Source organism: Thauera sp. 63, from assembly GCF_000310165.2.
Classification (GTDB): Bacteria; Pseudomonadota; Gammaproteobacteria; order Burkholderiales; family Rhodocyclaceae; genus Thauera; species Thauera humireducens.
In genome coordinates this window covers 160,858-178,378 of sequence record NZ_AMXC01000005.1, presented here as the reverse complement: position 1 = coordinate 178,378, position 17,521 = coordinate 160,858, and the positions used below count along the sequence as shown (strand labels likewise).

Annotated in this window: 21 protein-coding genes; 20 read left to right on the top strand and 1 reads right to left on the bottom strand. The window is 64.3% G+C overall.

Annotated features, from left to right (window positions below; genetic code table 11):
* Window positions 1-38: 38 nt before the first annotated feature.
* The 9 genes from C664_RS07035 (at window position 39) to C664_RS06995 (ending at window position 6,745) form a co-directional block, all read left to right on the top strand.
* Entirely contained in the window at window positions 39-569 is a 531-nt protein-coding gene (locus tag C664_RS07035; RefSeq protein ID WP_004255961.1) for a YceD family protein, read from the top strand.
* Window positions 570-599: 30 nt separating this feature from the next.
* Window positions 600-779, top strand: coding sequence for a 50S ribosomal protein L32 (rpmF, locus tag C664_RS07030; RefSeq protein WP_004255959.1), 180 nt, complete (start codon window positions 600-602; stop codon window positions 777-779).
* A gap of 102 nt (window positions 780-881) precedes the next feature.
* Window positions 882-1,898, top strand: a complete 1,017-nt coding sequence (gene plsX / locus C664_RS07025; RefSeq protein WP_004255957.1) for a phosphate acyltransferase PlsX — start codon at window positions 882-884, stop codon at window positions 1,896-1,898.
* Window positions 1,895-2,860, top strand: a complete 966-nt coding sequence (locus C664_RS07020; RefSeq protein WP_004255955.1) for a beta-ketoacyl-ACP synthase III — start codon at window positions 1,895-1,897, stop codon at window positions 2,858-2,860. Before plsX ends, C664_RS07020 begins: the two co-directional genes overlap by 4 nt.
* A gap of 36 nt (window positions 2,861-2,896) precedes the next feature.
* Window positions 2,897-3,826 carry an ACP S-malonyltransferase gene (gene fabD / locus C664_RS07015; protein WP_004255954.1) on the top strand — a complete coding sequence of 310 codons (930 nt, stop codon included), beginning with the start codon at window positions 2,897-2,899 and terminating at the stop codon, window positions 3,824-3,826.
* Window positions 3,827-3,829: 3 nt separating this feature from the next.
* Window positions 3,830-4,579, top strand: a complete 750-nt coding sequence (gene fabG / locus C664_RS07010) for a 3-oxoacyl-ACP reductase FabG (RefSeq protein WP_004255953.1) — start codon at window positions 3,830-3,832, stop codon at window positions 4,577-4,579.
* A 90-nt stretch (window positions 4,580-4,669) separates the two neighbouring features.
* Window positions 4,670-4,909 (top strand): acyl carrier protein, encoded by a 240-nt coding sequence (gene acpP, locus C664_RS07005; RefSeq protein WP_004255952.1) that lies wholly within the window; start codon window positions 4,670-4,672, stop codon window positions 4,907-4,909.
* A gap of 90 nt (window positions 4,910-4,999) precedes the next feature.
* Window positions 5,000-6,235 (top strand): beta-ketoacyl-ACP synthase II, encoded by a 1,236-nt coding sequence (fabF, locus tag C664_RS07000; protein ID WP_004255951.1) that lies wholly within the window; start codon window positions 5,000-5,002, stop codon window positions 6,233-6,235.
* 24 nt (window positions 6,236-6,259) lie between these two features.
* Window positions 6,260-6,745, top strand: coding sequence for a protein YgfX (locus C664_RS06995; protein WP_157354016.1), 486 nt, complete (start codon window positions 6,260-6,262; stop codon window positions 6,743-6,745).
* Window positions 6,746-6,749: 4 nt separating this feature from the next.
* On the opposite strand, the gene nadB is transcribed toward C664_RS06995, so the two are convergent.
* Window positions 6,750-8,345, bottom strand: a complete 1,596-nt coding sequence (gene nadB, locus C664_RS06990) for an L-aspartate oxidase (RefSeq protein WP_038011142.1) — start codon at window positions 8,343-8,345, stop codon at window positions 6,750-6,752.
* 237 nt (window positions 8,346-8,582) lie between these two features.
* On the opposite strand from nadB, the gene rpoE reads away from it, so the two are divergent.
* From rpoE to era, 11 genes are all read left to right on the top strand, one after another.
* Entirely contained in the window at window positions 8,583-9,182 is a 600-nt protein-coding gene (rpoE, locus tag C664_RS06985) for an RNA polymerase sigma factor RpoE (RefSeq protein WP_004255947.1), read from the top strand.
* 8 nt (window positions 9,183-9,190) lie between these two features.
* Window positions 9,191-9,748, top strand: a complete 558-nt coding sequence (locus C664_RS06980; RefSeq protein WP_004255945.1) for a sigma-E factor negative regulatory protein — start codon at window positions 9,191-9,193, stop codon at window positions 9,746-9,748.
* The gene (locus C664_RS06975; RefSeq protein WP_038011139.1) at window positions 9,745-10,713 is read left to right on the top strand and encodes a MucB/RseB C-terminal domain-containing protein; all 969 of its coding nucleotides are present in this window, start codon (window positions 9,745-9,747) and stop codon (window positions 10,711-10,713) included. Before C664_RS06980 ends, C664_RS06975 begins: the two co-directional genes overlap by 4 nt.
* On the top strand, window positions 10,713-11,180 hold the full coding sequence (locus C664_RS06970) for a SoxR reducing system RseC family protein (RefSeq protein ID WP_004255940.1): 468 nt from the start codon (window positions 10,713-10,715) through the stop codon (window positions 11,178-11,180). The genes C664_RS06975 and C664_RS06970 overlap by 1 nt, the downstream gene beginning before the upstream one ends.
* The gene (locus C664_RS06965) at window positions 11,177-12,592 is read left to right on the top strand and encodes a Do family serine endopeptidase (protein ID WP_004255938.1); all 1,416 of its coding nucleotides are present in this window, start codon (window positions 11,177-11,179) and stop codon (window positions 12,590-12,592) included. Before C664_RS06970 ends, C664_RS06965 begins: the two co-directional genes overlap by 4 nt.
* Window positions 12,589-12,864, top strand: a complete 276-nt coding sequence (locus C664_RS06960) for a glutaredoxin family protein (RefSeq protein ID WP_004255936.1) — start codon at window positions 12,589-12,591, stop codon at window positions 12,862-12,864. Before C664_RS06965 ends, C664_RS06960 begins: the two co-directional genes overlap by 4 nt.
* A gap of 70 nt (window positions 12,865-12,934) precedes the next feature.
* Window positions 12,935-14,731 (top strand): translation elongation factor 4, encoded by a 1,797-nt coding sequence (gene lepA / locus C664_RS06955; RefSeq protein ID WP_004255934.1) that lies wholly within the window; start codon window positions 12,935-12,937, stop codon window positions 14,729-14,731.
* A gap of 10 nt (window positions 14,732-14,741) precedes the next feature.
* Window positions 14,742-15,530 carry a signal peptidase I gene (gene lepB, locus C664_RS06950; protein WP_004255932.1) on the top strand — a complete coding sequence of 263 codons (789 nt, stop codon included), beginning with the start codon at window positions 14,742-14,744 and terminating at the stop codon, window positions 15,528-15,530.
* A 15-nt stretch (window positions 15,531-15,545) separates the two neighbouring features.
* A complete protein-coding gene (locus C664_RS06945) occupies window positions 15,546-15,911 on the top strand; it encodes a DUF4845 domain-containing protein (protein ID WP_004255929.1) in 366 nt (121 codons plus the stop codon).
* Window positions 15,912-15,915: 4 nt separating this feature from the next.
* Window positions 15,916-16,587, top strand: a complete 672-nt coding sequence (gene rnc, locus C664_RS06940; RefSeq protein WP_004255927.1) for a ribonuclease III — start codon at window positions 15,916-15,918, stop codon at window positions 16,585-16,587.
* A complete protein-coding gene (gene era, locus C664_RS06935) occupies window positions 16,584-17,513 on the top strand; it encodes a GTPase Era (RefSeq protein WP_004255925.1) in 930 nt (309 codons plus the stop codon). The genes rnc and era overlap by 4 nt, the downstream gene beginning before the upstream one ends.
* Window positions 17,514-17,521 lie beyond the last annotated feature (8 nt).

Below are 17,521 nucleotides of genomic sequence, written 5' to 3'. Positions count from 1 at the left end.
TGACACAAAGCCAGAAAAAATAATATCATGCACGGCTTATGTCGCAACAAAGCGCATCGTTCGGTAAGATTGCCGACCCGTTCCGTTTCGCCGCTGACGCACGAACCTTGCAGGGTGAGGTGGCGGTGGCGAAGTTGTCGCGCCTGACGGATTCTCTCGTCAGTAGCGAGGGGGCGATCAGCTGGTCGGTGGAAGGCTCGACGGTCGAAGGTGTGGTGTCCGGTCAGTCCGAACCCCGCCTGAAACTTAGTCTTGCCGGCACGCTCAATCTTCGCTGCCAGCGCTGTCTTGGTGGTCTCGACTGGGTGCTGGCGGTGGAAACCGTGCTGCAGCCGGTGCGGGTCGGGCAACCGATTCCGGACGAGGAACTCGAGGACGACGAGGTCGACGCGATCGAGATCGAAGGAGAACTCGATCTGCTCGCGCTGATCGAGGACGAAATCCTGCTGGCGTTGCCGATTGCGCCGCGACACGAACAATGTGAAGCGCCCCGGGGTGGTAATGGGGCGAATGAAGAATCGCCTTTCGCTGCGCTGGCGTCGCTGCGAGGCAGTCATCGCGCAGACTAGGCGCATTTAATTTGTATCAGGAGCATTTTCATGGCCGTCCAACAGAACAAGAAGTCCCCGTCGAAGCGTGGCATGCACCGCGCCCACGATTTCCTTACCGCCCCGGCGTTGGCCATTGAGCCGACCACGGGTGAAGTCCACCTGCGTCACCACGTCAGCCCGAGCGGCGTGTACCGTGGCAAGAAGGTCATGAAGGCCAAGGGCGAGTAATTCCGCCTCTCGAGCGCGAGGGCGGCGCATGGCGCAATGCGCCTGCGCCGCTTTTTTTCCGCGTTTCTTTTTCAATCACCGTCTGAATCACGCGAGATGCCGATGGGTGTCACCATTGCGATCGACTGCATGGGTGGCGATCACGGCCCGGTCGTGACCGTGCCTGCTGCGCTGTCCTTCCTGCGCAGCCATCCTGATGCAAATGTAATTCTCGTCGGTCGGGAAGAGGCAATCCTGCCCCATCTCGGCACGGCTGTTTCCGAATTCGGAACACGGATCCGCCTTCACCCGGCGTCCGAAGTCGTCACCATGGACGACCCGCCCGCCATCGCCATGCGCAACAAGAAGGACTCTTCGATGCGCGTCGCAATGGACCTGGTCAAGTCGGGCGAGGCCTGTGCCGCCGTCTCGGCCGGCAACACCGGTGCGCTGATGGCGATCTCGCGTTTCGTCCTCAAGACCTTGCCGGGTGTCGACCGTCCGGCGATCGCGACCGTACTGCCCTCGATGAAGGGGCATACCTATGTGCTCGATCTCGGTGCCAACGTCGATTGCACGGCCGAGCATCTGCTCCAGTTCGGCGTCATGGGCTCGTCGCTGGTCGCCGCCATCGAACACAAGGAGCGACCCAGCGTCGGTCTGCTCAACATTGGCGAAGAGGCCATCAAGGGCAACGACGTCGTCAAGGAGGCGGGCGAGTTGTTGCGCGCCAGTGGTCTCAACTTCTACGGCAACGTCGAGGGTGACGACATCTACGAAGGCACGGTCGACGTGGTGGTCTGCGATGGCTTCGTCGGCAATGTCGCGCTGAAGACCTCCGAAGGTCTGGCGCAGATGCTGGGCGCCTTCCTGAAGCAGGAGTTCAGCCGGTCACCGCTGACCAAGCTGATGGCGGTCGTGGCCTTGCCGGTGCTCAAGCGCTTCAAGAAGCGCGTCGATCACCGCCTGTACAACGGTGCGCCCCTGCTGGGCCTGCGCGGCGTGGTGCTCAAGAGCCACGGTTCGGCCGACGCGGTTGCCTTCGGCAACGCCCTGTCGCGCGCGGCCGATGCGGCGTCCAATCGACTCATCGAGCGCATTTCCGAAAGGATGGCGAACATGAACGAGGTAAAAGCATGATCTACGCAAGGATCGCGGGGACCGGGAGCTATCTGCCCGGCAATCCGGTGAGCAACGACGATCTCGTCGCGCGCGGCATCGATACCTCGGACGAGTGGATCGTCAGCCGTTCGGGTATTCGCAGCCGCCATCTGGCCGCGGCCGACGTGGGGGCCAGCGATCTGGCGCGCATCGCGGCCGAGCGGGCGATCGAGGCGGCCGGCTGCGAAGCCGAGGACATCGACCTGATCATCGTCGCGACCTCGACCCCCGACTACATCTTCCCGAGCACGGCGGCGCTGGTGCAGGCCAAGCTCGGCATCCGCAATGGTGGCGCGGCCTTCGACGTGCAGGCGGTGTGCAGCGGGTTCGTTTATGCGCTGACCGTTGCCGAGAAGTTCATCCGCTCGGGCAGCCACAAGCGGGCCCTGGTGATCGGCGCCGAGGTGTTCTCGCGCATCCTCGACTGGTCTGACCGCGCGACCTGCGTGCTGTTCGGTGACGGTGCCGGCGCAGTGGTGCTGGAGGCGTCCGAGCAGCCGGGCATCCGCGCCTCGGCGCTGCATGCGGACGGCAGCCATCATCCGATCCTGTGCGTGCCCGGCGGCGTGGCTTCCGGCCAGATCATCGGCGATCCCTTCCTGCGCATGGATGGCCAGGCGGTGTTCAAGTTTGCTGTCAAGGTGCTCGGCGACGTCGCCCACGAGGTGCTGGAGCTGGCGTGTGAGACCGCCGACAGTGTCGACTGGCTCGTCCCGCACCAGGCCAACATCCGCATCATCCAGGCCACGGCCAAGCGACTGGGCCTGTCGATGGACAAGGTCATCACCACGCTCGACCACCATGGCAACACGTCGGCTGCGTCGATTCCGCTGGCGCTGGACGAGGCCGTGCGCAGCGGCCAGCTGCGCGCAGGACAGCGTGTCGTCATCGAGGGCGTTGGCGGCGGCTTTACCTGGGGCGCAGCCCTGATCGATTTCTGAATCTTCAATTTCATTTCTGACCACCGGAGAGCAGGCATGGCATTTGCGCTGGTTTTTCCCGGGCAGGGTTCGCAGTCGGTGGGCATGATGGCCGCCTATGGCGAATCTGCAGTGATTCGTGAAACCTTCGCCGAAGCGTCCGACGCGCTGGGCGAGGATCTGTGGGCCATGGTGTGCGATGGTCCGGCCGAGCGCCTTGCGCTGACCGTCAATACGCAGCCACTGATGTTGACCGCAGGCGTTGCGGCCTACCGCGCCTGGCTTGCGGCGGGCGGCCCCAAGCCGGCCCTGATGGCCGGTCATAGCCTTGGTGAGTATTCGGCGCTGGTCGCCGCGGGCGCCATGGCGTTCAGCGACGCCGTGCCCCTCGTGCGCTTCCGCGCGCAGGCAATGCAGGAGGCCGTGCCCGCTGGCGAGGGTGCGATGGCTGCGGTGATGGGGCTCGAAGCCGATGCGGTACGCGAGGCCTGTGCAGAGGCTGCGCAAGGGCAGGTGGTCGAGGCCGCCAACCTGAATGCACCGGGGCAGATCGTCATCGCGGGCGCCAAGGCCGCGGTGGAGCGTGCGGGCGAGATCGCCAAGCTCAAGGGTGCCAAGCGTGCGGTGCTGCTGCCGGTGTCGGCGCCTTTCCACTGTGCGCTGATGCGCCCGGCCGCAGAGCGTTTGGCGGAGCGCCTGGCGGGCGTTGCCATCGTCAAGTCGGAGATCGACGTCATCAACAACGTGGATGTCGCTGTCTATGATGATCCGGAAAAGATCCGCGATGCACTGGTACGCCAAGCCTATTCGCCGGTGCGCTGGATCGAGCTGGTCCAGGCAATGGCAGCGCGTGGCATGACTCACGTGATCGAGTGCGGGCCGGGCAAGGTCCTGGCGGGCATGACCAAGCGTATTGCGAAGGAAGTGGAAGGCGGTTCGGCGCACGATGCGGCGAGCCTCGAGCAGTCGATTGCGGCGGTGAGGTAAGGAATGAGTTTTTCGCTTGAAGGACAGGTCGCGCTGGTCACTGGCGCATCGCGCGGCATCGGTCGGGCCGTTGCGCTGGAACTGGGCCGTCTCGGCGCGACGGTCGTCGGTACCGCCACTTCGGAATCCGGCGCGGCCGATATCGAGAAGGCGCTGCTCGAAGCCGGCTGCAAGGGCGCGGGCATGGCCTTGAACGTGACTGACGCCGAAGCCTGTGATGCCCTGGTCGGCGACATCGAGAAGCGTTTCGGCGCAATCGGCATCCTGGTCAATAATGCCGGGATCACGCGCGACAACCTCGCGATGCGGATGAAGGACGAGGAGTGGGATGCGGTGATCGACACCAACCTGCGCGCCGTTTTCCGCATGAGCAAGCTGGTGATGCGCGGGATGATGAAGGCGCGCACCGGGCGGATCATCAACATCACCTCGGTGGTGGCCAGTGCCGGCAATCCGGGGCAGGCCAACTATGCGGCAGCGAAGGCCGGCGTGGCGGGCATGACGCGTGCGCTGGCGCGCGAACTGGGCAGCCGCAACATCACGGTCAACTGCGTGGCACCCGGTTTCATCGACACCGACATGACGCGTGCGCTGCCCGAGACGGCGCGTGACGCGCTGCTTGGCAACATTGCACTTGGACGCCTCGGGCGTCCGGAAGAGATTGCGGGCGCTGTTGCGTTCCTTGCGTCGCCTGCCGCTGCCTACGTGACGGGGACCACCCTGCACGTGAATGGCGGCATGTACATGTCCTGACCGACGGTCAGGATAGCGGTTCAGCCGGCTTTTGGTAGAATACGCCGGCTTTTTCAATACACCCGTTACCCTCTGGGAAGGAGTTAGTTCATGGAGAACATCGAACAGCGCGTCAAAAAGATCGTCGCTGAGCAACTTGGCGTGAACGAATCGGAGATCAAGATCGAGTCTTCGTTCGTCGATGATCTTGGCGCGGATTCGCTGGACACCGTGGAGCTGGTCATGGCCCTCGAAGAAGAATTCGAGTGCGAAATCCCGGACGAAGAGGCCGAGAAGATCACCACCGTCCAGCAGGCGATTGACTACGTCAACGCCCATCTCAAGAAGTAATTCGCTTCCTTGAGTTCCTGCGGTCCGGATGCCGCGTGAGCGGTATCCGGACTTCTCGTATTTTCTTCATTGATTTCAACGGAGTTGCCCGTGTCGCGTCGTAGAGTCGTCGTCACCGGTCTGGGTCTTATTTCGCCGGTCGGCAATACTGTTCCCGAGGCCTGGGAAAACCTGATTGCCGGCAAGAGCGGCATTGGTCCGATCACCCGATTCGACGCAAGTGCCTTCGCCGCCCGTATCGCGGGCGAGGTGAAGAACTTCGACGTCACCGAATACCTGTCCGCCAAGGACGCGCGCCGCATGGATGTCTTCATCCACTACGGCATGGCCGCGGGCATTCAGGCGATCCGCGACTCCGGCATCGAGGTCAATGAATCCAACGCCGATCGCATCGGCGTCAACATCGGTTCCGGTATCGGCGGCCTGCCGATGATCGAGGATACGCACGACGACTTCCTCGGCGGCGGTCCGCGCAAGATTTCGCCCTTTTTCATTCCGGGCACCATCATCAACATGATCTCCGGCAACCTGTCGATCATGTTCGGCATGAAGGGGCCCAACATCTCGGTGGTGACCGCGTGTACCACCGGTCTGCACGCGATTGGTTTGAGCGCGCGCATGATCGAGTACGGCGACGCCGACGTGATGGTGTGCGGCGGCGCCGAGTCCACGGTGACGAACCTGGCGATTGGCGGCTTCGCGTCCGCCAAGGCACTGTCGACCCGCAATGACGATCCGGCTACCGCGAGCCGTCCTTGGGACAAGGACCGCGACGGCTTCGTGCTGGGCGAGGGCGCGGGTGTCATGGTGATCGAGGAGTATGAGCACGCCGTTCGCCGTGGCGCGAAGATCTATGCCGAGCTCGCCGGTTTCGGCATGAGCGGCGACGCCTACCACATGACGGCGCCCGATACCGACGGTCCGCGCCGCAGCATGGTCAATGCCATGAAGAATGCAGGTGTGAACCCGGATCAGGTCCACTACCTGAACGCGCACGGCACCTCGACGCCGCTGGGCGACAAGAACGAGACCGAAGCCATCAAGCTCGCCTTCGGCGTCGATGCGGCGAAGAAGCTGGTCGTCAATTCGACCAAGTCGATGACCGGCCATCTGCTCGGCGGTGCCGGTGGCGTGGAGTCGGTGTTCACGGTGCTGGCGGTCCATAACCAGATCTCGCCGCCGACGATCAACATCTTCGAGCAGGATCCGGAGTGTGACCTGGACTACTGCGCCAACGTGGCCCGTCCGATGAAGATCGACGTGGCGCTGAAGAACAACTTCGGCTTTGGCGGCACCAACGGCACGCTGGTCTTCCGTCGCGTCTGATCGCGGGCGGGGCATGGGTTTGCCATGCACTTCCCGCTGACGATCGCGCTGCGCCCTTCGAGGCGCGTGATGGCGTCAATCCTGGCTCTGCATTGCGGGGCGGGATTGGCGCTTTTTCACGTGCCAGCCTTGTCGATGGTGCAGGACGGGGCCTGGTTCTCGGCCTCGCGCCTGCTGGCGGTCGCCGCATGGACTGCGCTGCTGTTGTCGCTGGAGCGTGCATTGAAGGCCGAGCGGGACAAGGGCGGCATGCGGCTGACCTTGCATGGTAATGGCCTGGTCAGCCGCAAGGATGCTACCGATGCGGCTCCATACGCGGTTGCAGGAGGCGGCGTCGATCTCGGCTGGGCGGTGTGGCTGCCGTTGGCCGACGCGAACGGAGCAGTCGGCCCGGGTCGCGGCCGTGTACGGGAGCGCTTGATGCTTTCGCGGGCCAACGTGGCGCCGTCGCACTGGCGGCTCTTGCGGATCTGGCTCCGCCACAAGGCCGCCCCGGTCGACGACGCGTGAGGGGTCAGCGACGTTCGCGCTTGCGTGGCGGGCGCAGAATGGTCTCGCGGGCGCGCGGGAGCAAGTCGGGGAAATCGCGCGAATGATGCAGGCCGCGACTTTCCTTGCGCTTGAGCGCGCAGCCGACGATGAGGTCTGCCGTCACCACCAGGTTACGCAATTCGATCAGGTCGTTGCTGACGCGGAAGTTCGAATAGAACTCGTGGATCTCGCGTTGCAGCATCCGGATGCGATGCTGTGCGCGTTTCAGGCGCTTTGTCGTGCGCACGATGCCGACGTAGTCCCACATTGCGCGGCGCAACTCGGCCCAGTTGTGCGAGATCACGACTTCCTCGTCGGCGTCGGTCACCCGGCTTTCGTCCCAGTCGGGCAGTACCGGAGAGGACTGGCGCGGCTTGGTCAGGATGTCCTGCGCCGCTGCCTCGCCGAAGACGAGGCATTCGAGCAGCGAATTGCTTGCGAGGCGGTTGGCGCCGTGCAGGCCAGTGAAGGCGGATTCGCCGACTGCGTACAGCCCGGGTACGTCGGTACGTGCCGAGAGGTCGGTGACGATGCCGCCGCAGGAGTAGTGCGCGGCGGGTACGACCGGGATCGGCTCTTTCGTGATGTCGATACCCAGCTCCAGGCAGCGTGCGTGGATGTTCGGGAAGTGCGAGCGTAGCCAATCCGCCGGCTTGTGGCTGATGTCGAGATACACGCAGTCGATGCCGCGCTTCTTCATCTCGAAGTCGATCGCGCGCGCGACGATGTCGCGCGGCGCGAGCTCCTCGCGCGGGTCGTGCTCGGGCATGAAGCGGGTGCCGTCGGGCAGCTTCAGCAGCCCACCTTCGCCGCGCACGGCCTCCGAGATGAGGAAGGACTTCGCCTGGGGGTGGTATAGGCAGGTCGGGTGGAACTGGATGAACTCCATGTTCGCGACCCGGCAGCCCGCGCGCCAGGCCATCGCCACGCCGTCGCCGGTGGCGACGTCCGGATTGGTGGTGTACAGGTAGACCTTGCCCGTGCCGCCGGTGGCGAGCACGGTGCTGCGCGCGGCGAAGGTCACGACCTCGTCGGCCTCGATGTCGAGCACGTAGGCGCCAAGGCAGCCTGCACCCGGCTGACCGACCTTGTCGCCAAGGACCAGGTCGATGGCGATGTGGTGCTCGTAGATGTCGATGTTCGGGTGCGCGCGTACCTGGGCCGAAAGCGTGGTTTGCACGGCGGCGCCGGTTGCGTCGGCAGCGTGGATGATCCGGCGGTGCGAGTGCCCGCCCTCCCGGGTGAGGTGATAGCCCAGCTGGGAGTCGGCCTCGCGCGTGAAGGGCACGCCGCGATCGATCAGCCATTCGATGGCACGCTTGCCGTTCTCGACCACGAAGCGCGTCGCAACCGGGTCACACAGGCCGGCGCCGGCGGTGAAGGTGTCCTGGATGTGCGCTTCGATGCTGTCGGTGGTGTCGAGCACCGCGGCGATGCCGCCCTGCGCCCAGTTGCTGGCACTGTCGGAGAGTTCGCGCTTGGTGACGAGAGCGACCTTGAGGCATTCCGCGAGCCGGAGAGCCATCGATTGCCCCGCGGCGCCGCTGCCAAGAATGAGTACGTCGTACTGTTTCAGCAAGATGTCGCCCTAGCTCAGGATAAAAACGCAAAAATATAGCACGCCCGCCCGTGCTTACGGGATTGTGGCCTGTGCAGGCAGGATTGTCGCGGACCGGGAGGAAGACCTCGCTGGCGTATGAACTAATCGCACAGGGTCGTGTCTGTGCCTGTGTCTTCTATTTTTGGTTAGTGCAGGGGTGCTCGCATATAATCCGGACGCTTTGTCATTTGAATTTCCGGAAAGTACGAACACTCCATGACCGATCGTGAAATCGATCAGCAACTCGTCGAGCGCGTGCAGCGCGGCGACAAGCAGGCTTTCGGCTTGCTGGTATCCAAGTACCAGCGCAAGCTCAATCGCCTGCTGTCCAGACTGATCCGCGATCCAGCCGAAGTTGAAGACGTGGCGCAGGAAACCTTCATCAAGGCTTACCGTGCGCTGGGTTCGTTCCGCGGGGACAGTGCGTTCTACACGTGGTTGTACCGGATCGGTATCAACACGGCCAAGAACTACCTCGTATCCCAGGGACGAAGGGCACCGACTTCAACGAGTTTCGACTCGGAAGAAGCGGAAACCTTCGAAGATGGTGACCAGCTGCGCGACATCAACACGCCCGAGCGGTTGATGATGACGCGACAGATCGGGGAAACCGTCGACGATGCGATGGCAGCTCTACCCGAGGAGCTGCGGACTGCCATCATGTTGCGCGAGCTGGAGGGCCTCAGCTACGAGGAGATCGCCAACATCATGGAGTGCCCGATCGGTACGGTGCGCTCGCGGATCTTCCGCGCGCGTGAAGCGATTGCAGAGCGCCTGCGGCCGTTGCTGGATACGGCGCCGGACAAACGTTGGTAGGTGTAGGCATGAAGGACAAACTCTCGGCCCTGATCGATGGTGATCTCGACGAACAGGCAATGCGACCGATTTTCGAAGGCTTGCGCCGGGATGAGACGCTGCGCCGCGACTGGGATGCGTATTGCCTGATTGGCGATGCCATCCGAGGCGAGCGAGCGGGTTCGGTCGGCTTTGTCGATCGCGTGATGGCAGGGCTGGAGGACGAGCCGACGGTACTGGCTCCGGCTGCGTTCGCCGGCAGTGCCTCGGGCAGTGGCCTGTGGCACAAGCTGATGCCCATCGCAGCTTCGGTGATGGGCGTTGCGGCCGTCGGCCTCGTGGCTGCCACGCTTTATTCGCAGGAAGACCCCGTGCCTGCGACGATTGCGGTGCAGCGGGTCGCAGCGCCCCCGGTTGTTGCCAGCAGTGGCTCGTCTGCAGTTACGGTGTCGCGCGTGCAGGGGCTGGCGGACGATCCGATGCGCGAGTACGTTTTCGCCCATCAGGGCGTCAGCGGCGGTCCGATGCCGGCCGCCGTGCAGTACGTCAGAACCGTTTCGGCTCAGCCCGAGGGCTCGGGTCGATGAGGGGTTTCGCCGCAGTTCTGGGGGTGTGCGCGCTCTTGCTGCAGGGTCCCGCATTCGCGGAAACGCCAGCGGATCCCCTGGCCTGGATGGGGCGCATCGCGACAGCCGGGCAACGACTCAACTACGTTGGGACGTTCATGTACCAGTCGGGCAGCCATGTCGAAACCTCCCGCATCGCGCATCGGGTCGACGCCAGCGGTGAGCACGAGCGGCTCGAAGTGCTGGACGGGAGTCCGCGAGAGGTCATTCGATCGGGCAACGAGGTCCGGTGTGTCCTGCCCGACCAGCGTACCGTGATCATCGACGAATCCGCCGGTCGCAGGGCTTTCCCGGCGCGTCTGCCGGTTTCACCCGTGGGGCTGGCCGAGAGCTACCGGATCCGCAAGGGTGAGGTTGGCCGGGTCGCCGGGCTCGAGGCTCAGGCGCTCATCCTCGAGCCGCGCGACGATCTGCGCTACGGTCATACCTTGTGGGCTGAGATGCAGTCGGGGCTGCTGTTGAAGGCGCGCACGGTCAACGAAGCGGGTCAGGTCATCGAGCAGTTCGCCTTCAGCGATGTCCGCATCGGCGGCGACATCGATGCCCAGTTGCTGAAGCCGCGCTTTGACGACGTCGATGGCTGGCGTGTCGTGAACGCCCGGGGCAGTGAACTTTCCAAGGCCGAGAGCGGCTGGACGGTGGCTGCGGCACCTCCGGGATATGCGCTGACCTCGGTGATGCGCCGACCGCTGGGACCTGAGCGCGGGCAGGCGGTTCATATGGTCTTCAGTGACGGACTTGCCTCGGTGTCGGTCTTCATCGAGCCGATGGGCGATGGCGCGCAGGTCGGGCTCGGGCCGCTGGCCAGTGGTGCGATCAATATCTACAAACGTTCCGTGAATGGTCATCTGGTCACGGCGCTTGGCGAAGTGCCCGAGCGCGCGGTCAGGATCATCGGCGACGCCATCCAGCCTGCCGGACAGTGATGCAGGCTCAGGCGCAGGTGTTGCAGGTGGAACCGGGGCGGGTGCGCCTGCGGATCTCGAATGCAGGCGGAGGCTGTGGACGGTGCGATGAGCCGGGTGGCTGTCGCTCGGTTCAGATCACCCAGGCGTTCGGCTTGCCCAAGGCGGAGTTCTGGCTGCCGAGCGAGCTCGTTCTGGCCCCCGGCGATCGGGTGCTGATCGCCATCCCGGATGGTGGAGCCCTCAAGGCGGCCATGGCGAGTTACGGTCTGGGCGCCGTGCTGCTCCTGCTTGGGGCGGCTGCCGGGGTGGGGTTATCGGGCGAAGGCACGGTCGATGCTGCGGCGGCAGTCGGTGGCGCGCTCGGGCTCGGGTTCGCGTACGGCCTCAATCGCCTGTTGTTCCGTAGCCGCAGCTGGCGCACCCAGCTCCAGATGAAGCTCGCTCCCGAGGCTGCATGCCTTCATTCGTTCGAGGAATCGCGATGAGTCTTTCCGTCATTCGACGGCTGTGGATGGTGGTCGGACTTGCGCTGTGGCTGCCGGCTGCGATCGCCGCGTCGCTGCCCGACTTCACCGCGCTGGTGGAGCGTCAGGGCGCCGCCGTGGTGAACATCAGTACGACGCAGGAGCGCAGCGAGCGGGCGCAGTTGCCGTTCCCGAACCTGGACGAGTCGGACCCGATGTTCGACTTCTTCCGCAAGTTCATTCCGAAGCATCCGGAGTTTCCCGGTTCGGATCCCGACAACCAGTCGCTGGGCTCCGGTTTCATCATCAGCGACGATGGTTACATCCTGACGAATGCGCACGTGGTCGAGGAGGCCGAGGAGATTCTCGTGCGCCTTGCCGACAAGCGCGAGTTCAGCGCGCGCGTCATCGGTGCGGACGTGCGCAGTGACGTCGCGCTGATCAAGATCGAGGCGACGGGGCTGCCGCGTGTGACGCAGGGCGACCCCGAGCGCTTGAAGGTCGGTGAATGGGTGGTCGCGATCGGGTCGCCGTTCGGGTTCGACCAGTCGGTCACCGCGGGGATCGTCAGTGCGAAGGGGCGCTCGTTGCCCGACGAGAACTTCGTGCCTTTCATTCAGACCGACGTGGCGATCAATCCTGGCAACTCGGGTGGGCCGCTCTTCAACCTGAGGGGCGAAGTGGTCGGCATCAACTCGCAGATCTACAGCCGGACGGGGGGCTTCATGGGCCTGTCGTTCGCGATTCCGATCGACGTGGCGATGGACGTGCAGCGGCAGTTGCGGACAAAGGGCCGAGTGCAGCGCGGCCGGATCGGCGTGGCGATCCAGGAAGTCACCCGCGATCTGGCCGACGGCTTCGGTCTGCCGCAGGCGTCGGGTGCGCTGGTCAGTTCGGTCGAGCCGGACAGCCCGGCGGCGCAGGGGGGTATCCAGCAGGGCGACGTGATCGTCCGCTTCGCGGGCCGCGAGGTTGGGGCGTCTAACGACCTGCCGCGCATCGTCGCGGCGGTGCAGCCCGGTACGAGCGTGCCGGTCGATGTCTATCGCGCGGGCACCTTGCAGAACCTGAAGCTCACTGTGGGCGAGTGGCAGGATCCGAAGCAGCCTGCAGTGTCGGCCAACGGTTCGCGCTCGGCAGTAGCGCCGAACCGGCTCGGGCTGGTGCTGGCGCCGCCGACTGCGGCGCAGCGGCGCGATCAGGGGCTGTCCGAAGGCTTGGTTGTGCAGCGCTCGCAAGGGGCGGCTGCGCGGGCGGAGGTTCGCCAGGGCGACGTGGTACTGGCCGCCGTGGTCAGCGGACGGCAGGTGCGCCTGAACTCGGTGGCCGACTTCGACCGCTTCGTCGGCGGGCTTGAGGCCGGACAGCAGGTGACGCTGCTGGTGCGGCGCGGCGAGGCGACCTCCTACGTCAGCCTGAGGGCGGGCAAGTGAGCGCAGTCGCGGCCGAGCGCACGTTTACGGTGCTGAGCCGTGAGTGGTGTCACCTCTGCCATGACCTGGTCGCCGCGCTCGAGCCGGTTGCCGCAGAGTATGGCTGGAAGATCGAGGTTATCGACGTTGATCGGCATCCGGAGCTCGAGGCGCGTTGGGACGAACTGGTGCCGGTGCTGCTGCACGGCGAGCGCGAGCTGTGCCACTACCACTTCGATGAGGCCGCAGTGCGCGCTTATTGCAGCGGTTTTCCGCTAGAATCGCGAGCCTGACGAGCCTTTTTCAGGCACTTTCCCGAACTCATTCCGAAACGGGTGCTGCGAGGCACCCTTTTCGTTTCGCATGAACCATATCCGAAATTTCTCGATCATCGCCCACATCGACCACGGCAAATCGACCCTGGCCGATCGTCTGATTCACTTCTGCGGCGGTCTGTCCGAGCGCGAGATGGAAGAGCAGGTGCTCGACTCGATGGACATCGAGCGCGAGCGCGGCATCACCATCAAGGCGCAGACGGCGGCACTGAGCTACAAGGCGAAGGACGGTCAGGTCTATAACCTGAACCTCATCGACACCCCGGGTCACGTCGACTTCTCGTATGAGGTCAGCCGCTCGCTCGCAGCCTGCGAAGGTGCGCTGCTGGTCGTGGACGCCTCGCAGGGCGTCGAAGCCCAGACAGTGGCGAACTGCTACACCGCACTCGACCTGAACGTCGAGGTGGTGCCGGTCCTCAACAAGATCGACCTTCCGGCGGCCGACCCTGACAACGCCCGCAGCGAGATCGAGGATGTCATCGGCGTCGATGCGACGGAGGCCGTTCTGTGTTCGGCGAAGACCGGGCTCGGCGTGCAGGACGTGCTCGAGGCGATCGTCGCCCGCATGCCGGCACCGAAGGGCAATCCGGACGGGCCGCTGAAGGCGCTGATCATCGACTCGTGGTTCGACAACTACGTCGGGGTGGTCATGCTGGTGCGCGTCGTCGATGGCGTGCTCAAGCCCAAGGACCGCATCCTGCTGATGTCGTCCGGGGCACAGTACCCTTGCGATCAGGTCGGCGTGTTCACACCGCGCTCGGTTGGACGCGACCAACTGTGCGCCGGTGAGGTGGGCTTCATCATCGCTGGCATCAAGGAACTCGAGGCGGCCAAGGTCGGTGATACGGTGACGCTGGCCAACAAGCCGGCCGCGGAGCCGCTGCCGGGCTTCAAGGAGATCAAGCCGCAGGTTTTCGCCGGCCTGTATCCGGTGGAGTCGTCCGAATACGACCAGTTGCGCGATTCGCTCGAGAAGCTGCGCCTCAACGACGCCTCGTTGCAGTTCGAGCCCGAAGTCTCGCAGGCGTTGGGTTTCGGCTTCCGCTGCGGCTTCCTCGGCCTGTTGCACATGGACATCGTGCAAGAGCGCCTGGAGCGCGAGTTCGACATGGACCTCATCACCACTGCGCCGACGGTGGTCTACGAGGTGGTGTTGAACAGCGGCGAGATCATTCATGTCGAGAACCCGGCCAAACTGCCCGAAGTGGGCAAGTACGCGGAGATCCGCGAGCCGATCATCACCGCCACGATCTTCCTGCCGCAGGACTACGTGGGCCCTGTGATCACGCTGTGTAACCAGAAGCGCGGCGTGCAGGTCGACATGCGCTATCACGGCCGTCAGGTGCAGCTGACCTACGACATGCCGATGAACGAAGTCGTCATGGATTTCTTCGACAAGCTGAAATCCGTTTCGCGTGGCTACGCTTCGCTCGACTACGAGTTCAAGGAGTACCGTGCTGCCGACCTGGTCAAGCTTGACCTGATGGTGGGCGGCGAGAAGGTCGATGCGTTGTCGGTCATCGTGCACCGCGCCAGCGCGCAGTACCGCGGCCGCGAGCTGGCGGCCAAGCTGCGCGGGCTGATTCCGCGCCAGATGTTCGACGTTGCCGTCCAGGCCGCGATCGGTTCCCACATCATTGCGCGCGAAACGATCAAGGCGCTGCGCAAGAACGTGCTCGCCAAGTGCTATGGCGGCGACATCTCGCGCAAGAAGAAACTGCTCGAGAAGCAGAAGGAAGGCAAGAAGCGGATGAAGCAGGTCGGCAACGTCGAGATTCCGCAGGAAGCTTTCCTCGCCGTACTGCGTACCGACGAGAGCAAGTGACCGAACGCGCATGAACTTCGCCCTGATCCTTCTCCTGCTGCTCCTTGCCACCGGCGTGTTGTGGTGCTTCGACCATTTCCATGCGCGCAAGCGACGTTCCTCGCACGAGCCGGCGCCGTGGTGGGTGGAATACGGCGCGAGCTTCTTTCCGGTCATCGTGATCGTGTTCGGCCTGCGCTCGTTCGTGGTCGAGCCGTTCAAGATTCCTTCGGGCTCGATGATCCCGACCCTGCTGGTGGGCGACTTCATTCTTGTCAACAAGTGGACCTACGGCATCCGGCTGCCGGTGATCAACAAGAAGGTCATCGAGGTGAACCTGCCTAAGCGCGGCGACGTGATGGTGTTCCGCTATCCGGCCGATCCCTCGCTCGACTACATCAAGCGTGTGGTGGGGCTACCGGGCGACCGTGTCGAGTATCGCAACAAGCGCCTCACGATCAACGGCGAGGCCGTCGCCATCGCCGAGGCAGGCAGCTACCTGCATCCCGATCGTCTCTACTATTCGCCCCAGTACACCGAGAAGCTCGGCGAGGTCGAGCACGCGGTGCTGATCGAACGTGACGCGCCGGCCTTCGTGCCCCAGGTGATGAACTTCCCGTTCCGTGAGAACTGCACCTACACGAGCGCCGGCGTTGCGTGTACCGTGCCCGACGGGCATTACTTCGTCATGGGCGACAATCGCGATGCCAGCAGCGACAGCCGGGTGTGGGGGTTCGTGCCGGAAGAGAACATCGTCGGCAAGGCCTTCTTCATCTGGTTCAATTTCAACGACATGAAGCGCATTGGCGGCTTTCACTGACGTTCGGGGGCTTGAATGAAGAACCACACGAAACAACGCGGCCTGACCCTCATCAGCGTGCTCATCGTGGGCGCGGTTGCGGCAATGGCGATATTGGTGGGTTTCCGCACGGTTCCGGCGGTCACCGAGTACATGGCGGTAGAGCGCATCGTCGGTGCGCTGGCGCAGGAAGGTGACGACGGTGCTTCCGTCAGTCAGATCCGCAGCAGCTTCAGCCGCCGCGCCGAGGTCGACAACGTGAGTTCGGTGCAGGGCGCGGACCTGTTCATCGAGAAGGTCAATGGGCGCACGCTGGTCGAGGCCGAGTACGAGCGTCGTGTCCCGCTGTTCGCCAACGTGAGCCTGGTGATCGACTTCCACGCCACCAGCGAGGGGCGTTGAGCCGATGTCGCTTGACCGCCTGCAGGACAGGCTCGGGCACCGGTTTTGCGATCCTGGCCTGCTCAACGAGGCGCTGACCCACCGCAGTTTCGGGCAGCCGAACAACGAACGCTTCGAGTTTCTCGGCGACAGCATCCTCAACTGCGTGATGTCGATCGCCCTTTTCGGCCGCTTCGGCCAGCTGCGCGAGGGCGAGCTGTCGCGCGTGCGGGCCTCGCTGGTCCGCCAGGACGCGCTGTACCGCATCGCGCTCGATCTCGAGCTGGGCGATGTCCTGCGGCTGGGCGAGGGCGAACTGAAGTCGGGGGGCGCACGCCGTCCGTCCATCCTGGCCGATGCGATGGAAGCGGTTTTTGCCGCCGTCTTCCTCGATGCGGGTTTCGACGCGGCGAAGGCCGTCATCGACCGCCTCTACGCGCAGGCGGTCGGCGAGGTCGATCCCAAGCGGCCCAGCAAGGACCCCAAGACGGCCTTGCAGGAATGGCTTCAGGCGCGCAAGGTGGCGTTGCCGACATATACGATGGTGCAGGCGCTCGGCGAGGCGCATGCGCAGGAGTTCGAGGTGGCCTGCGAAGTGCCGAAATTCGGCGTCCGCACCCTTGGACGTGGCCCCAGCCGCCGCGTGGCGGAACAGCAGTCGGCCGAGCTTGCGCTGGCAGCCTTGAGGAACAAATGAACGAACAGCATCCGGATCAGAACGCAGCAGACCATGGCGGAGAGGGCGGTTTTCGCGCCGGTTTCGTCGCTATCGTCGGCCGCCCCAACGTCGGCAAATCGACCCTGCTCAACCGCCTGATCGGACAGAAGATCAGCATCGTCTCCAGCAAGGCGCAGACCACGCGCCACCGCGTCACCGGCATCCTGACCGAGGCCGGTGCGCAGTTCGTGTTCGTCGATACGCCGGGCTTCCAGACCAAGCACCGCAACGCGCTCAACCGCGCCATGAACCGCAGCGTGTCGCAGGCGCTCGCTGACGTCGATCTGGTGTTCTTCGTGATCGAGGCCGGGCGCTTCGGCGAGGACGATCGCAAGGTGCTGTCGGTGATTCCCGAGGCGGCGAAGCTCGTCCTGGTCATCAACAAGGTGGACCAGTTGAAGGACAAGGCCCGCCTGCTGCCCTTCATCGACGAGGTTCGCAAGGTGCGCGACTTTGCCGAGATCGTGCCCTTGTCGGCCGAGAAGGGGCGCAACGTCGAGGAACTGATCAAGGCCGCCACGCCGCTGCTGCCGTTCGGCGAGCCGATGTTCGAGGAGGACGAGATCACCGACCGCAGCGAACGCTTCCTGGCGTCGGAGTTCCTGCGCGAGAAGCTGTTCCGTCTGCTCGGCGACGAGCTGCCCTACGGCATTGCGGTCGAGATCGAGAAGTTCGAGGTCGAGGGCAACCTGCGCCGCATCCACGCCGCGGTCATCGTGGACAAGCCCGGCCACAAGTCCATCGTGATCGGCAAGGGCGGCGAGAAGCTCAAGCGCATTTCCAGCGAGGCTCGCGTCGAGCTCGAGAAGCTGTTCGACGGCAAGGTGTTCCTCGAGGTCTGGGTCAAGGTCAAGAGCGGCTGGGCCGACGACGAGCGCGCGCTGAAGAGCCTCGGCTACGAGTAAGCCGCAGG

Excerpts from the sequence above, each read along its gene's own strand:
- C664_RS07035 (WP_004255961.1), top strand. The coding sequence starts at position 39 with ATGTCGCAACAAAGCGCATCGTTCGGTAAGATTGCCGACCCGTTCCGT.
- rpmF (WP_004255959.1), top strand. The coding sequence starts at position 600 with ATGGCCGTCCAACAGAACAAGAAGTCCCCGTCGAAGCGTGGCATGCAC.
- plsX (WP_004255957.1), top strand. The coding sequence starts at position 882 with ATGGGTGTCACCATTGCGATCGACTGCATGGGTGGCGATCACGGCCCG.
- C664_RS07020 (WP_004255955.1), top strand. The coding sequence starts at position 1,895 with ATGATCTACGCAAGGATCGCGGGGACCGGGAGCTATCTGCCCGGCAAT.
- fabD (WP_004255954.1), top strand. The coding sequence starts at position 2,897 with ATGGCATTTGCGCTGGTTTTTCCCGGGCAGGGTTCGCAGTCGGTGGGC.
- fabG (WP_004255953.1), top strand. The coding sequence starts at position 3,830 with ATGAGTTTTTCGCTTGAAGGACAGGTCGCGCTGGTCACTGGCGCATCG.
- acpP (WP_004255952.1), top strand. The coding sequence starts at position 4,670 with ATGGAGAACATCGAACAGCGCGTCAAAAAGATCGTCGCTGAGCAACTT.
- C664_RS06995 (WP_157354016.1), top strand. The coding sequence starts at position 6,260 with ATGCACTTCCCGCTGACGATCGCGCTGCGCCCTTCGAGGCGCGTGATG.
- rpoE (WP_004255947.1), top strand. The coding sequence starts at position 8,583 with ATGACCGATCGTGAAATCGATCAGCAACTCGTCGAGCGCGTGCAGCGC.
- C664_RS06980 (WP_004255945.1), top strand. The coding sequence starts at position 9,191 with ATGAAGGACAAACTCTCGGCCCTGATCGATGGTGATCTCGACGAACAG.
- C664_RS06975 (WP_038011139.1), top strand. The coding sequence starts at position 9,745 with ATGAGGGGTTTCGCCGCAGTTCTGGGGGTGTGCGCGCTCTTGCTGCAG.
- C664_RS06970 (WP_004255940.1), top strand. The coding sequence starts at position 10,713 with ATGCAGGCTCAGGCGCAGGTGTTGCAGGTGGAACCGGGGCGGGTGCGC.
- C664_RS06965 (WP_004255938.1), top strand. The coding sequence starts at position 11,177 with ATGAGTCTTTCCGTCATTCGACGGCTGTGGATGGTGGTCGGACTTGCG.
- lepA (WP_004255934.1), top strand. The coding sequence starts at position 12,935 with ATGAACCATATCCGAAATTTCTCGATCATCGCCCACATCGACCACGGC.
- lepB (WP_004255932.1), top strand. The coding sequence starts at position 14,742 with ATGAACTTCGCCCTGATCCTTCTCCTGCTGCTCCTTGCCACCGGCGTG.
- C664_RS06945 (WP_004255929.1), top strand. The coding sequence starts at position 15,546 with ATGAAGAACCACACGAAACAACGCGGCCTGACCCTCATCAGCGTGCTC.
- rnc (WP_004255927.1), top strand. The coding sequence starts at position 15,916 with ATGTCGCTTGACCGCCTGCAGGACAGGCTCGGGCACCGGTTTTGCGAT.
- era (WP_004255925.1), top strand. The coding sequence starts at position 16,584 with ATGAACGAACAGCATCCGGATCAGAACGCAGCAGACCATGGCGGAGAG.